This is a genomic window from Syntrophobacter fumaroxidans MPOB, assembly GCF_000014965.1.
In the GTDB taxonomy this organism is placed as follows: Bacteria; Desulfobacterota; Syntrophobacteria; order Syntrophobacterales; family Syntrophobacteraceae; genus Syntrophobacter; species Syntrophobacter fumaroxidans.
This window is the reverse complement of the sequence record NC_008554.1, coordinates 588942-603575: the sequence shown is the minus strand read 5'-3', so window position 1 is coordinate 603575 and position 14634 is coordinate 588942. Positions and strand designations below refer to the sequence as shown.

The window sequence follows — 14634 nt, the reverse complement described above, 5'->3', positions numbered from 1 at the left end:
TTGGCCTCACGCGCTTGCGCGTGTGGCCGAAACTTGGGGGGTGCGGGGGAATCATTCCCCCGCTCTTTTGTGCTTGAAAGATCCATCTCTTGAACGCAACTTCATATCAGTTCTTTCTGCGCGAAACCAGCTCGGCGAGGATTTCGGCCTTCAGGGTGTCGCAGGTAAAATAATCCGCGTCGAGACTCACGGCGAGCCGTTGCGCCAGGTCCAGCCGCATGATGCCGGATTTGTCTTCCGTGTCGACCACGATGAAGTCCGTGTTTTTCATGCCTTTGAGGAGCCCGGCGCATCTTTCGACCTCCTCGGGCACGGGAATGCCGGTGATGCCCTGATTGGCCCGCCCATCGCTCACCACGGCCGCGACGATTCTGAGAGCCGGTTCCTTTATGAGCACTCGCCTGATGAGGTTGTAAATCGCAACCAGAGCGGCCGGGAGCGGAGTTTTCCCTCCGACGGGAATTTCCGCGAGCCTCCTGGATGCCAGTTCGACACTGGAGGTCGGCGGCAGGACGACCTCGGCCCCGTCCTTGCGGAATGCGATCAGGGACACCTTGTCCCGCTTGTGATAGCAGTCGGTCAGCATCGAAAGGACCGCCCCCTTGGTCTCGATCATCCTCCTCCTGGCCCCCATGGAACCGGAACAATCCACGGCGAAGACCACCAGGTGCCCCATTTTCTTTTCGCGCCTTTTGAACCGCAGGTCTTCGCGCGAAACGATGAGGTTTCCCGTACGACCTCGCAGGATCTGCCAGGGCGCTGCCGCACGCAAAGTGGCATCGACAGCGACGTCGAGCTTTTTCGCCCGGAGTATGCTCCCGACGTACCGTCCCGCCTTGCCCGAGAATCGCGTGTTCGTTCTTCTCCCGGAAGCATTGCGTTCGATCCTGTCCTTCGCGAAGCGCATCCTTTTCACCTTGAAGGAATCGCCCACCGGGAAGACCTCTTCCCGGGAGTGCCCTTCCCGGGACTTCGGAGACGAATGGGCCTGGCTCCCGTCTCCATCCGCGGGCGCTTCCCGGGCCTCGGCCCCGCCGCGGCTCGAATCCCCCGCCTGTTCCCGCTCCTCGGCCCGCGGTATCTGCGACTGCTGCTCCCGCATCTCCTCTTCCCTCGGAGGAGCGGCACTTCGCCTTCTGTGGATCAACGCCAGGGGAACGACCCTCTTGACATGTTTGGCCGACAAGGCACGAGCACCACAAAACGCGGCATAGGCCCGCGCGGCCCTGAGCAGGGCGATATCCCCGCGGTGTCCCTCGATACCGGCTTCGATGCACGCCTCCACGGCAAGTGCCCGCATTTGGGAAGGCACGGCGACCCGTTCGAGCAGCCCCCGCGCTCGTTCGATTCTCTTCTTCACTTTCGCCTCAATCCGGCGCAAGCGCAGATCGAGGGCCTCATCCGGGCAATTGTGCGCGAGCGCCCTCGTCTTCGTGCCTTGTTTTTCCGGCGTCTCGAAGACGGCACACAGGCCGAAATGATCGATCGTTGCGGCCGAAACCGCTCCCTCCTCGGGATTCATGCCGGCAAAGAGGCAGAGCCGTCGAGAGATCGAGCCTTCCTCTATTGCGCCAACGATTCCGTCTCCCTCCCGATTGTTGAGTATTAGACTCAAGAGGTCCTGGTTCAAAAGATTGACGTCGTCTATGTGCAGCACGCCTCCAAGCGAGCGCTGGAGGAGGCCGGCCCGCATGGACCGCTCCCCCGTCCGGACGGCTTCCTCGAGGTCGATGCCTCCCAACAGGGCATCTTCGGTGACGTTTAAAGGCACTTCCACGAATGGTGCGCCTTCAGGAAGGAGATTCCTCGCCGAACGCGCCAGAGTGGATTTCCCCGTCCCCTTGTGCCCAAGGAAGAGAACGCCTCCGATGCCGGGGTCGATCAGGTTGAGGATGAGAGCCAGTTTTGCCCTCGCGTGACTGACTATCCTGGCAAATGACATCATGCATTCCTTGAAGACCAAACCGGTCTCACGCTACGATTGAACGGCAAACTTCGGGACGACGCTGTGCACGGGCGGACGCCCCCTGTCGTTACGAAATCGCAGCGCCGTCACTTCGGCCCAACTGCTCGATCACCGCTTCCATTTTGCTTGCCCCCGATCCGATCTCTTCGAACGGGGCCCGCTTGAGCCTGTGGTTCAGTGCCGGGCGAACGATATCCTTGATATCTTCCATTTCGATGCGCTCCCGCCCCTTCAAGGCGGCGAGCGCTCTCGCCCCTCTGAGAATCACGATGTCCGAGCGGTGGCCGTCCACATGAACCGCCGAGGTGACCCCGACCACCTTTTCCAGGATTTCGTCCGGCATCTTGATGTCCTGAAGGTTTCGCCTGGCCCGGACGATCCGCTCCGACAAGGATCGCTGGTCGGGCTCGATTTTCTCGAGAAAAGCAGCGGGATCCGCATCGAACTCGAAGCGTCTCCTGAGGATTTCCATGCGCGGCTCCCTTTCTCGAATGGACCGTACGTAGACACAGAGACCGAAACGGTCCAGAAGCTGGGGCCTGAGGTCGCCTTCCTCGGGATTCATCGTGCCCACGAGGATGAAGCGGGCGGGATGCGTGAAGGAAACTCCTTCCCGCTCGACGAAATTCCGCCCCATGGCCGCGGAATCGAGCAACAAATCGATGATGTGGTCTTCGAGCAGGTTGACTTCGTCCACATAAAGAAAGTTTCGGTTTGCATCCGCGAGAATCCCCGGTTCGAATCGCTTTGCCCCGTGTTTGAGGGCATGCTCGATATCGAGCGTTCCGACGAGCCTGTCCTCCGTGATGCCGAGAGGGAGCTCGATCACTTTCATCTTTCTCGTCTCGCTCTCCAGAGGGCGCCCCGGCGACGCTTTTTCCACGCAGGACGTGCACAGGTTTTTGCCGTCGGGATCGCAATTGAACGCGCAGCCCCTGGAAACGGCGATTTCGGGAAGGAGATCCGCGAGGGCCCGCACCGCGGTGCTTTTCCCCGTCCCTTTCTCGCCCATGATGAGGAGCCCCCCGATGGTGGGGTCTATGACGTTGAGAATAAGACCCAGCTTCATCTGATCCTGACCGACAATGGCCGTGAAAGGAAAAATCATCCCCTAACCCTTTCGTCCCAGAGTCTCATCCATTTTCCCCTTCCAACTTTCCACTTCGCGTGAAGTGATGATGTCGATCGAGCCGCCTTGAAAGTCGCCTTCCATTTCTCCGGTCTTTTCCTCGATCCATCCCTCGATCTCGACATAGATTTCCTTGAGCGCGTCCCGCACGTCGGCGGACGGAGCCCAAAGCCCCCGTTCGGCCGCCTCGATCAGTCTTCGGGCGGTCTCCTCGAGGGCGTACGGGTTGTTCTCCTCGAAGAACTTCCGATTCCCCTCGTCCATGAGGAAGGTTCGGGCAATGTCGTCGAAGATCCAGTCATCCACTTCCCTGCTCGTGGCTTCCCATCCGTAGACCCTGCCCACCCGCTTGCCGATCTCTCCCGCGCCCTTGTAGCCGTGTTCCTTCATTCCTTCGATCCATTTCGGGTTGAGCAGCTTCGTCCTCACGATCCTGCGGATTTCGTCGGCAAGATCCCTGACCCGGACCTCGCCCATTTCCCTCGTGTCGCCGTAGTATGTCTTGATGTCCCTGCCCGAAACGACTTTTGCGGCGTTGATGAGCCCTCCGTGAGTGCCGAAATGGCAGCAGCATCCGAGAAGGTCGTATTCGTCGGTGACCGTCTTGGCAAAAGTCAGTTCGACCGTTTCGAGGCTCCTGGACAAATGCCGGTGAGCGGGCTCGCCGAACACTCCCTTGCCGTAAGCGTACCCGTTCCAGTAAAGAAACACGTCGCAGAGATCCTTTTCGTCCTTCCAGGCGGACGCGTACACGGCAAGCTGGGTCCCCGCCTGGTAGACCCCGGGCATGCTCGAGAACAGCCGAAAGGTCCCTTTTCGGAACGCCTCGGCTTCATCCTCGGCCGCCCCGCTCTCCTCCATGTGCGCCAGGAGATGCCTGCGAACGAAATTCCGGTCCGGCGGTTCATCGAGCGCGGCCACGGCCTGCACCGCCTCGTCGATCAGCTCGATGACGGACGCGAAATTGTCCCGCGTGATGCCGGACACCCGCACCGTGATATCGATCCTGGGGCGTTTCAGCTCTTCCAGGGGAATGATTTCAAATCCCGACACTTTTCCGTTTGCCTGCCACACGGGCCGTACGCCGAGCAGGTACATCATCTGGGCCATTCCTTCGCCGTCGGACCACATGATGTCCGTGCACTGCCAATAGAAAGCGATGTTCTCGGGGTACTTCCCCTCCTCGTTCAGGAATTTTTCGATCGTCAGGCCCGCGAGTTGCACCCCCACTTCCCAACCTGCACGGGACGGCACCTTGTGAGGATCAAGCGAGTAGAAGTTGCGTCCCGTGGGGAGGATATCCGGCCTGCCCCGCGTGACGATCCCGGACGGCCCGGGCGGAACATATCCGCCCGCCGCTCCGTTCAGAAGCGCCGACATCTCGTCGGTGAGCGCCACCCGTTTTCGAACGTCGTCGATCTTCTCCTGTACGCAGGCGATCGCGGATTCGAACCGGGAGATATCGTCGAAGTGCGATTGCATGATGTGCGCAAGGGGCGCTTCTCCCTCAAGGTAGGCCGTGCAGATCGCTTGCGCTTTTTCATCCACGAGGTTTTTGCCGGCCGTCTCATCGAGCGCCCGGAACCCCTCGTCCCTTTCCATCAGGCTTTTCACAACCCCACGCAGCGATTCGGGGGTGTTCTCGTACCTCACGACCGCGTAAATGAATTCGGACAGCCTCTCGCCCTCGGGGATGCTTCCGAACACGTGCATGCCTTTGGGGATATAAGTGTTTTTGAGCAGCGAGAGCGCCTCGTGCGCCGCCTTCAATACTTCATCGAAGGGCGCGTCATGGTCGATCTTCATCCCCTGCAGCAGGTTCCCGGCTTCGAGCCGCGCCTCGATCATGTGTCGAAGCGTGTGGGCCTTGCCCGGTTCGACAAGCTTGATTTTGTCGTATTCGGACATGAGCCGTTCGAGCTCGTCCAGGTCCCCGTAAAGCTCCCCCCGGACCATCACCGCCTGCATGTGATCCACCAGCACGGCACAGCTCCGGCGTTTCGCCGTGGTCCCCTCGGGTGGGTTGTCCGCGTTGTAGATGTAGAGATTCGGCATCTCGTCGATGCCGATATCCGGAAAGCAGCCGCTGGACAGCCCCGTGCCCTTCCCGGGCAGGAATTCGAGATTCCCGTGCGTTCCGACATGAACGATCGCATCCGCGCCGAAATCCCGCGAAAGCCACTTGTAGGTGGCCACGTACTGGTGCGGCGGCGGCACATTCGGATCGTGCAGAATCCTGCAGACCTGCCCGTCGCACCGCGCTCCCGCGCAGCCCCTCTTCGGCTGGACACAGACCACGGCGTTGCCGTACCGCACCCCCGTGACAAGGATTTTCCCTTCGTGGACCATCGCCGCCGGCACGCCGTCCTTTTCCTCGCCGGGCGGGCGCCCCCATGCTTCGATCATTCTGTTGCGGGTCGCTTCGGGCAATTCATCGAACCAGCGCGAATAGCCCGCGACGTCGAGTTGCGCCAGGCAGCCTCCGCGCGCCGCAATTTCCCCGGTCGTGGTCCACCGGAACTCGGAAATCGCCTTTCGTTCGAGGATTTCATCGATGAGGGCCTTCCCGTTTTCCGGAGGAGTCACCGCGTATCCCTCATCCTTCATTCGACGCAGGACCCGGGCAACGCTCTCCAGGGTATCCAGGTGCGCTCCACCGCCGACCGTGGCTTCAACGGAGGCGCACGGATTGTTGTGAAGGATGAAGGCGATCTTTTTCAGGCGGTTGGGTGTGCGCCGCAACCGGACCCACCTGGAAATCCGGCGGGCCAGGCGGTCGATCCGGTCCGGAATGGCTTCGTACATTTCCTCCTCCGGATTGCTCACCCCTTTGCTCGCACCCACCACGAGCGGTTCGACAACCCCCTCGAACTCCGGGAGCGCGATGCTCCAGGCGACCTGCTGCCCGAGGCCCGCCGGGTCGTCAAGCCATTGCGTCCGGTCCTTGTAGTAGGAGATGACGGGGTTCACGAGGGGAACATTCAAGGCTTTGAGCAGACCGACGCCGGATTCCGCCTGCGACTCGGATGAATTCCCCTTTTTCTGCCCGAGGAAGAAAACCGTGAGTTTCACGACCGCCTCGACGAGAGGGCTGCCGTCTTCCGCCAGGAGGAACCCGCGCACCACGTCCTCGCCCCCCAGGTTGCCCAGGTTGGTGTCCTTGACGGAATAGAAGAACACGGGCAGCACGCCCAGGCCCTGCTCCTCGATGGCGGCGATGGTCCGACTTTCCACCTCCAGGTTCCCGGACACCCAATTGGAACGGGAGAAGAGCACGCCCACGAGCGGCCGGTCCTTGTGGGGATAGATTTCAAGGTATTCCCGGGTGGTATCGAAAGGTCCGCCCCATTGCGGGTGGAAAATCCCTTCCCATGCCGTCTCTTTCGGGGGGTCATAAGGAATCTCGATGGAAAAAACCGCCGCCGCGAGGTACTTCAGCATCTCCCTGAAATTGTCCCCGCCATTGAACAGGAGGTAGCGGTACACGTTCGCAACGATTTCGGGATTCACGTTGGAGAGCTTCCAGGAGGCGATGTCCGGCCCCACCGTCACAACCGGAATCCGACCGCGACAATCCTTCAGCTCATCTTCCAGTTCGTCCCAGAACGACTCGGTCGTCCTGTAGAACAGGATCAGGTCGGCGCTTTTGACTTCCTTCCTGCATTCCCGCAGTTTTAGAGGGTCGAGGTTCAGCTGCTTGTTCGAGTACGCCCTGAGATCGAACGTTCCGGTCTCGGCGGCGGCCTGCTTGAGGAGCGGAACATAATTCGACCACATGATGGACAGGAGCTTCATGCGTCTCTCCTTGCCGAGTCTACGATCCGGCTGTTTTCAGATTCTCGGGCATATCATCCGCAATCCGCTGCCCGTGAGGAACTCGACTTCCAGCCCGTAGACGTCCCAGAGATTCTTCCGGGTGATCGCATCGTCGGGCGTTCCGTGCGCGATGAGCCGCCCCTGCTTCAGGAGAAGCACCTGGTCGGAAAACATGAGGGCCATGTTGGGATCGTGAAGATTCATGATGACCGTCAAGCCTCTTTCCCGCACGATCTGCTTCACTTTGGCCAGGATCAGGTTCTGATTCCTGAAATCGAGGTGAGCGGAAGGTTCGTCGAGGAGCATCACCGGCGCGTTCTGAGCCAGGCAGCGGGCCACGAGCACCATCTGCCGTTCCCCGCCGCTCACCCTGGTGTACGGGCGGGAAGCCAGGTGACGAATGCCGAGGGCTTCCATCGCCTCGTGGGCCAGGTCCGAGTCCTTTTCCCCCGGCGACGAAAACACGTCCACGTGGGCCGTTCTCCCCATGAGCACAATGTCGAAGCAGGTGTAGGGAAACGGGGGCTCGTGCTCCTGGGGCACCGAGGAGATTCTTCTGGCGATTTCCACTCGTTTCAAATGCTTCATCGATTCCCCTTCGAACAGCACGTCCCCTTTCTGAAATTTCCAGATCCCCAGCAGGCATTGGAAAAGCGTCGTTTTCCCGGAGCCGTTGGGGCCGAGAACCGCCGTGATTTCACCCCCGCGGGCAAGAAAATCGATCTCGCGCAGGACCGTCTCCCGCGACCCGTTGTGAGAAAAGGTGACTCCCCTGACTTCGATCATTTTCCCCAGCTCTCCTTTGCGCCCCGTTTCATCAGGTAGACGAAAAAAGGCGTGCCGCTCAACGTCGTGATGATCCCGACGGGGAGGTCGAACGCCGTGAGGTTCCTCGCCAGGGTGTCGGCGAAGATCATGAAAGCCGCCCCCACGGCGAGGGAAAAGGGCACGAGCACCCTGTGGTCCGGCCCGACGAGCATTCTCGTGAGATGGGGCACCATCAACCCCACCCACCCGATGATGCCGCTGACGGATACGGCGCTTCCGACGGCAAGCGAGGCGGCCCCAATGAACAGAAGCCTGTCCCGCTCGACGGGTATTCCAAGTGCCCGGGCTTCGTCCTCCCCCATGGACAGCGCGTTGAGGCGCCACCGCATCAGGATCAGGGGGAAACTCACCGCAAGCATGGAGAGCGACACGACGCCCACGGCCCGCCAATCCGCAAGCGAAAAGCTCCCGAGAAGCCAGTAGACGATGCTCACCAGTTTGTGGGGGTCCACCAGGAACTTGAGTATGGAAACCAACGCGCTGAAGAATGCCGAAACCACTATGCCGGACAGCACGAGATGCAGGCGCGACACCTCTCCCTGGGTTCGCGCGAGCATGTAGGTGGAAAAGGAGGCGACCAGGCTGAACAGGAACGCCGCAACCTGGATCGGAAACTGTGGAAAGACGGCCACGGACAGGGCACAGCCGAATGCGGCCCCGGACGACAGCCCGAGAATGAACGGATCGACCAGGGGGTTGCGGAAGATTCCCTGGAGAGTGACCCCCGCCCCGGACAGGGCCGCGCCGACCACGCCCGAGAGAACCACCCGCGGAAGCCTGATTTCCCACACGATGGAAAGCTCCGGCGCGGGGGTCGCGTCGAAGAAAAAAACCTTGGACAGCAGGATCTTCGCCGTCAGGAGCGGAGAAATGCCGTATGCCCCCCAAAAGAGCGACAGCCCGCCAAAAAGCAGCGGCGATATCCCCAGTGAAAACTTCAGCCATTTCCTGTTCACGAAACCCATCCGACCTAGTCGAGAGCCAGTCCTTCCAGCGGAACCCCGAAACATTTCATGTGAAACTCCCGGATCGCCTCCAGGGCTTCCCTACTATCGAAGCATCCGGGATGCGCCTTGTAAGCCATCCAGAGCGCGAGCGTGCTGACGGCGGGCGACCAGGTGGACAAGGCGGGGGCCTTGTAAACGCGCCCGTTCCTGACCGCTTTGACGGACTTCCACTGCCGGTTCGACGCGAGATCCCCGGGACCGTACCGAGCGCTCCCCCAGATGAAGATCACATCGGGGTCCCACGCAACGATCCATTCCAGCGAAACGTCCGCCTGCTTCGACGGTATGTGTTCCGCGGGGTTGACCGCCCCGATCAGGCGAATGAGATCCTGCTGGAGGCCGATCCCGCCGCTGACCGTTGTGGGCTTCGTCCAGACCCACAGCACCTTCGGACGTTTCTCCGGCGCGACCTTCGACACTTTCGATGCCGTGGCCGCCAGGCTGTTTTCCATCAAGGACCGAACCTCGCGTGCCCGGTCCTCCTTCTGGAAGATTCTCCCGTACAGATCGATCACCTGGTAGAGCTCGCGGAGACTTTCCGGCCACACGGAGATGACCTTGAGCCCTCTTTCGACAAGGAAAGCCGTGACCTCCGGCTTGTAGGACCAGGTGATCACCAGGTCAGGGTGCAGGGACAGGAGGGTCTCGACGTTCACCGAATCCCCAGTGCCCACGGAGGTGCATGCCTTAAGCTCGGGGAACCCCTTGAGCACCGCGCTGTCGAACGCCCACCGGTTTATTCCCGCCGCGCGGTCCCATATGCCGAACACCGGGATGAGATCGTAGAGCGAGAGAAAGACGACCCTTCTCACGGGGAGCGCGATCTCGACGTCCTTTCCCGCCGCGTCCTTCAGGGTGAGCGCGTGGGCCAACGCCGGCGCGGCGCCGGCCGCCACGAACAGGACAAGTTGAAACCAGACCAGAATTGCCGCCATCAGAATCTCGCCGTCACCCCCCCGAAGAACTGCCTCCCGGGGGCTTTGTAGTAGCTGTAGTAGTTGTTGTCGAAGATGTTGTTCACCGCGAAATCGATCGTCGCCCAATCCGTCAGCTTGTATCTCGCCGCAAATTCGCCCACGAAATACGCATCGTAGGAACCGTACACCCCGGAGACGGTGTCCAGGTTCTGATCGCTGCTGTACTGCTTGCTGACGTAGCGCCCGATGGCGGTGAAAGAAAGCCTGCGGTATTTTACCTCGCCCCCGGCGCTGAACATGTACCGGGGGACCCCGGGGAGCTGCTTGCCTTCCGTGAGCGGATTCGCGGGATTGTCCAGCATCTCGCTGTGAGTGTACGTGAAACTGGTGAAGAGCTTCAGGCATTCCCACGGCCTGGTTTCCGCTTCCAGCTCGAAACCGTCGGTTTCGGCCTTTCCGGCGTTCGTCTGGACGAGAAGCGTGGGGGTCACGGTTCTGAAGTAGATGAAGTCATCGATGGTGTTGTTGAAATAGGTGAGCTTCAGCACGGTGCTCTGTCCGATTTTCTGCTCCACCCCGATATCCCACGAGAAACTGCTCTCGGGATCGAGTTTCGGGTTGCCCTGGTAGACCGTGCCGTAGCTGGTGACCCATGTTCGATACAGCTCGTACACGTTGGGGGGCCGGAATGCCGTCCCGACGGACGCCCTGAACGTCGTCCCGTCCAAGGGCTTGTAGACGACGGAGCCCTTGGGATTGACCGAAAACTCCCCTTTTGAATCGTAATACTGGGGATAGCCCGCGACGCCGACCTGGTCGGCCATGCCGTCGAAGGTTTCCCAGTAGTCGCCGCGCAGCCCGGCGTAGAGGGTGACGTCCCTGAAGAGCGCTATTTCGGCTTGCGAATAGAAGGAAAAGATATTGTCCGCTCCCTTGGCTTCATAAGTCAGGTCCGCCTTGGACCCGGTGTCGGTCCAGTCGGTCAGGGCGTGTTCCTGGTTGTTGGCCTCGTCGTGGCGGAAGGCGGTCCCCACGATGAGCATGTGCTTTTCGAGCACGGGAATGGACAGCTGTGCGTCCGCGTGGTAGGCGCGAGTGGGGGTTTCGCTGATCGTGCCGGGCCCGCCGGACCGGGTGGCGGTTGACGACGATGGAGTGACATACCAGTTTGTCGGCATGTCGATGAGCCCCCCGGAGAGCTTGAGCACGGAATCCCCGAAGAGGCGGGTTTCGAGGCCGCCGTTATATAGATTCTGGAGAATGCCGCCTCCGCCGCTGAGAAAAGACCCTTCGGTGAAGCTCAGCGTATTGCCCCTGAAGTTGACGGGGCCGGACCAGATGGTATCCCCCATGGCGTTCGTCAGATAACTGTTGGGATTGTCGTACCCGTAGCCGTACTGGTTGTTTCGGTATGAAAAGAATACCTTCGCCTCCTCACAGACGTCGTAGGAAAGCTTGAGCCCGCCGGACTGCGTCCACCAGCTGTTGTCGCCCGTATCGCCGATGATGAAGGCCGGGTTCCCGTAAGTGTCCGTCGTGGGAACGGCTCCCCTGGCTGGGGTCCCTCCCGATCCGCTCGGTTTTTTCACGACAAGGCCGCTGGGGTACCCGTCGCTCGACTTGTATCCGAAGCTGGCGAGCAGCCTCAGACGGTCGAACAGTTTGTCGCCGTACGATCCGTAGGTGCTCCAGTAATTGTCGCTGCCGTACCCGCCTTTTACGGTGAATTCCCGCTTCTCGGGCATGCGGGTGATGATGTTGACCACGCCGCCCATGGCGTTTCCGCCGTAGAGGGAAGAAAACGGCCCGCGGGCGACTTCGATCTGCTGCACGTCTTCCGGGTTGATCGAATTCCAGTCCACATGACCCGTATAGCCGTTGTTCAACGGCTGGCCGTCCAGCAGGACGAGGGTTCTCTTCTGGTCCGGCAGCCCCCGCAACGTCACCCGGCCCGTGGTGTCGAGCCCCTTGGCGCGCTTGTCGAACAACCCGGGGACCAGGTTCATGGCCTCGTCCACCTTCTGGATGTTCCGGCTTTCGATGTCTTCCCTGGTGACGACCGAAGTGGCGGCCGGCACGTCCACGATGGATTTTTCCGTCCGAGTCGCCGTCACCACGATGGGATCGAGCGGATGGTCCTTTTTTGCCGTCTCATCGGCATGGCCTGGTGCTGGAGCGCCTTCGGCGGCGGTGTAACCGATTTCGGAACTCCCGGTCCGGGATTCCGCCGGCGCGACCTTTTCCGCGGCGTCCGCAGCAACCGCGACCGCCGGCAGGAGAAGGCCGGGCAGCAACAACAGGAACATGACCAGGAAGCACGCGGCAATTCCGGGCCGTTCGTTCGCTTGAACCGAATGCGAACGTGAGCGTGACAATGCGACAAACCTTCGGACGATTCCTCTCGATTCCATGAAATACCCCTCTCTTGTCCGACGCCTTTTGCTGTGCTAGAAAAGGCGTGTGAATGGGTCTCCATTCATTCCGGGGAGCAGGTCCCGCCTCGGCCAAAGGACCGGGACCTGCTCCATTCCTCCTCCTGCGGGGGGTGGCTCTCCCATGCCCCTTCATCCCCGCGTTCAATCCGATTTCAAAGCCCCGCAGCTCCGTCACGGGAGCGCACGGGCGTCGTTCCCCGCTTCCCGTGAAAAGCTTCACCCCCTCTCTCTCTTCCCCTTCGCATACAATTTTACCTAGAAAATAGACTCCCTCGGGAGTCTGTTTTCATGCTTCGCGGGTGTCGCAGGGGGCATGGATAATTGCGTTCAAGACGAGTGCGTTGGGCGGGAGGGCACGAAGCCCTTCCCCTGTATGCGTCTGCCCGGCACATCGGTCCGTGGCAACGGTGTTGTTCAGTAGGGTGGGATGCGCGACAGCGCAGCCCACGGTCCCAATACCCCTGCCCCAGCGCTTGGCGCCATGAACGACCTGGAGCCGACGCGTGGAACGCCCCCATTGAAGAGGCAGGCGGCCGCACGCTTTCGCAGCGCTCATAACGAGTGCGGATGCACGAGAGGCCCGGCCTGATCGTGGGCACGCTGTTCCCTCCCGGCCATACCATCGGCCCGATGGGGAAGCTCCCGGCCGGACCGTGGGCACGGAGGAACCGTGCCCACCCTACGAATCCGCACGGTCCCCGGTGTTTATCCCCGCCCGCGTCACCTCCCGACTGCGTCTGACGGGCACATCGGACCGTAGGGGCGGGCTTTATGCCCGCCCGCATGACCTCCCGACGGGCAGATGTTGTGCCGTCTTGAAGCGCCTCAATGTCGCTCCCGCGCATACCTACCCCGAATTCGTGAGAGCGAACCGGATGGGGAGCACAGCCCTCGACTTGACGGCGTGTCCGTTCAACCTGGCCGGAGTGAAAGTGGATTCCCTCACCGCCAGGATCGCCTCCTCCTCGAAACCGGAGCCCGCCCGCGTCAAGACTTCAACGTGGATCGCGCGCCCCTTTTCATCGATCGTCACCCGCAGCACAACCGTGCCCTCCTTCCCCAGTTGCCGCGCAACACTGGGGTACCTCGGTTTCACCAGGCGATGGAACCTGGGACCGTTTGCGGCTCCGAACCGGGCGTCCACCACCCCTTCGCCCGGTCCTCCCGGGCTGAGGGACCCCGCGCCCGCGCCCGCATCCACGGAACCACCGGACGGAGTCCCCGAAGCAAAGGTGCCGGGCCCGATGGAGGCGTGCGATCCCGCTGCCGCCGCACCTTCTCCCGCGGAGGATTCCGCAGGGTCCGCCGGCCGTTGTGCGTCGGCGCGGATAGCCGCGAGCGGAACCACCCGGGAAGCACCCTTCGGTTTTGCCGGGGGTTTTTCTTTCTTTACGGACCGGTTCCGAACGGGCGGTTCAAGTTTCGGCTCCTCGGGCCGCTGTTCGGGAGGGGGCAATTGCTTTACCGCGCAAACCTCTTTCGGTGCGGCATGGATGTTGTCGTCCGCAGCGGGGCCGCCTTCCCCGGCTCCGTTCCCGTCACAGGGGATTTCCGCCCGGCCGTGGAAATCCGCCGGGGATATGAGCCGGACCTCCATCCAAGGCGGCGGCCGGTAGATCGCAAGCGGCGTGGCCCAAAGGACGCACGCAACGCCGAGATGACCCAGGATGGATATGGTGAGGTTCTGCCAAAGCCGCATGACTCGAAAACCGACCGGGCTGAAGGTAAAAAAAAGAAAAAGGCCGCAAAAGCGCTCCCCCCCGCCTACGGCGGAAGACAAGGCTTTCACGGCCTCATTGGACGAAATCGGAATACGGATATGGTTCCGGCCGCAACCCCGCGACCGGGCTCACGAGCAGGCGGCCCCGCACCTTCGTGGTGCGTTGCACTCCCCCGGGCCCATTGCCGGCTCATTAACGCTAAGTATCCATTAGACAGGGTCCCGTGTCAATGGATTTTGCCCGGAACCCAAACCGAGCAAGGCAACCGGTTGGAGGCCGAGAAGGTAGGGATCACCATAAACGAATCCACGGATTCAGCTACCGCGCTGCCGCTTTTTTCATCTTTTCAGGGTCTTCTTCCTCGGTCTTCCCGGAATCTCTTGCTGCAGCCCTGCGCCTAATGCCGATGCTCAAATCGCAATCCAGTGCCTCGGCAATTTGCAGAAGGGTCTTGAGCGTGGCGTTGGAACCGTTGTTCAGGAGCCTGGAGACCGAGGCCTTGCTCACTCCGAGCGAGTCGGCAAGCTGTTTTCGATTCATGCTCCTGCGCTCCATGGCTTCCAGGATTCTCTCCGTGACCTCGATTTTGAGCGCCGCGAGCTTGAATTCGAAGCTGTCCCGCGCTTCGTCGCGCATTTCCTTGAACCACCCGTAGGCCTTCACGTCATTCTCCTGGTATGTCCCCTCACTTGGCGTGACCGCAGGTCTATCGTTGCAGAAATGAGAGAAGATGCATGATTCGTTCCTGCCGGAAAGACAGATGTGAACGGACGGATGAGCACCCCGGGGGTCGAAAGACACGCTCCCGCAGCCGA

Annotated in this window: 9 protein-coding genes; all 9 read right to left on the bottom strand. The window is 61.2% G+C overall.

Going from position 1 to position 14634, the window contains the following annotated elements:
- Positions 1 to 106 precede the first annotated feature (106 nt).
- The 9 genes from SFUM_RS02565 to SFUM_RS23230 all read right to left on the bottom strand — a co-directional run bounded on the left by SFUM_RS02565 (position 107) and on the right by SFUM_RS23230 (position 14482).
- Positions 107 to 1945, bottom strand: coding sequence for a VWA domain-containing protein (locus SFUM_RS02565; RefSeq protein WP_011697371.1), 1839 nt, complete (start codon positions 1943 to 1945; stop codon positions 107 to 109).
- 88 nt (positions 1946 to 2033) lie between these two features.
- Positions 2034 to 3074 carry a magnesium chelatase ATPase subunit I gene (locus tag SFUM_RS02560; RefSeq protein WP_011697370.1) on the bottom strand — a complete coding sequence of 347 codons (1041 nt, stop codon included), beginning with the start codon at positions 3072 to 3074 and terminating at the stop codon, positions 2034 to 2036.
- Between the two features lie 3 nt (positions 3075 to 3077).
- Complete coding sequence (cobN, locus tag SFUM_RS02555) at positions 3078 to 6890, bottom strand: cobaltochelatase subunit CobN (RefSeq protein WP_011697369.1); 3813 nt, start codon at positions 6888 to 6890, stop codon at positions 3078 to 3080.
- A 36-nt stretch (positions 6891 to 6926) separates the two neighbouring features.
- A complete protein-coding gene (locus SFUM_RS02550) occupies positions 6927 to 7697 on the bottom strand; it encodes an ABC transporter ATP-binding protein (RefSeq protein ID WP_011697368.1) in 771 nt (256 codons plus the stop codon).
- Entirely contained in the window at positions 7694 to 8704 is a 1011-nt protein-coding gene (locus SFUM_RS02545; protein WP_011697367.1) for a FecCD family ABC transporter permease, read from the bottom strand. The genes SFUM_RS02550 and SFUM_RS02545 overlap by 4 nt, the downstream gene beginning before the upstream one ends.
- 5 nt (positions 8705 to 8709) lie before the next feature.
- Positions 8710 to 9681 (bottom strand): ABC transporter substrate-binding protein, encoded by a 972-nt coding sequence (locus SFUM_RS02540; protein ID WP_011697366.1) that lies wholly within the window; start codon positions 9679 to 9681, stop codon positions 8710 to 8712.
- On the bottom strand, positions 9681 to 12074 hold the full coding sequence (locus SFUM_RS02535) for a TonB-dependent receptor (protein ID WP_049766263.1): 2394 nt from the start codon (positions 12072 to 12074) through the stop codon (positions 9681 to 9683). The genes SFUM_RS02540 and SFUM_RS02535 overlap by 1 nt, the downstream gene beginning before the upstream one ends.
- Before the next feature lie 871 nt (positions 12075 to 12945).
- A complete protein-coding gene (locus SFUM_RS21260; protein WP_011697364.1) occupies positions 12946 to 13797 on the bottom strand; it encodes an energy transducer TonB in 852 nt (283 codons plus the stop codon).
- 340 nt (positions 13798 to 14137) lie between these two features.
- Positions 14138 to 14482, bottom strand: coding sequence for a helix-turn-helix domain-containing protein (locus SFUM_RS23230; RefSeq protein WP_167321303.1), 345 nt, complete (start codon positions 14480 to 14482; stop codon positions 14138 to 14140).
- Positions 14483 to 14634: the final 152 nt, after the last annotated feature.

Coding starts and splice junctions, on each gene's coding strand:
- SFUM_RS02565 (WP_011697371.1), bottom strand. CDS start 1,945: ATGATGTCATTTGCCAGGATAGTCAGTCACGCGAGGGCAAAACTGGCT.
- SFUM_RS02560 (WP_011697370.1), bottom strand. CDS start 3,074: ATGATTTTTCCTTTCACGGCCATTGTCGGTCAGGATCAGATGAAGCTG.
- cobN (WP_011697369.1), bottom strand. CDS start 6,890: ATGAAGCTCCTGTCCATCATGTGGTCGAATTATGTTCCGCTCCTCAAG.
- SFUM_RS02550 (WP_011697368.1), bottom strand. CDS start 7,697: ATGATCGAAGTCAGGGGAGTCACCTTTTCTCACAACGGGTCGCGGGAG.
- SFUM_RS02545 (WP_011697367.1), bottom strand. CDS start 8,704: ATGGGTTTCGTGAACAGGAAATGGCTGAAGTTTTCACTGGGGATATCG.
- SFUM_RS02540 (WP_011697366.1), bottom strand. CDS start 9,681: ATGGCGGCAATTCTGGTCTGGTTTCAACTTGTCCTGTTCGTGGCGGCC.
- SFUM_RS02535 (WP_049766263.1), bottom strand. CDS start 12,074: ATGGAATCGAGAGGAATCGTCCGAAGGTTTGTCGCATTGTCACGCTCA.
- SFUM_RS21260 (WP_011697364.1), bottom strand. CDS start 13,797: ATGCGGCTTTGGCAGAACCTCACCATATCCATCCTGGGTCATCTCGGC.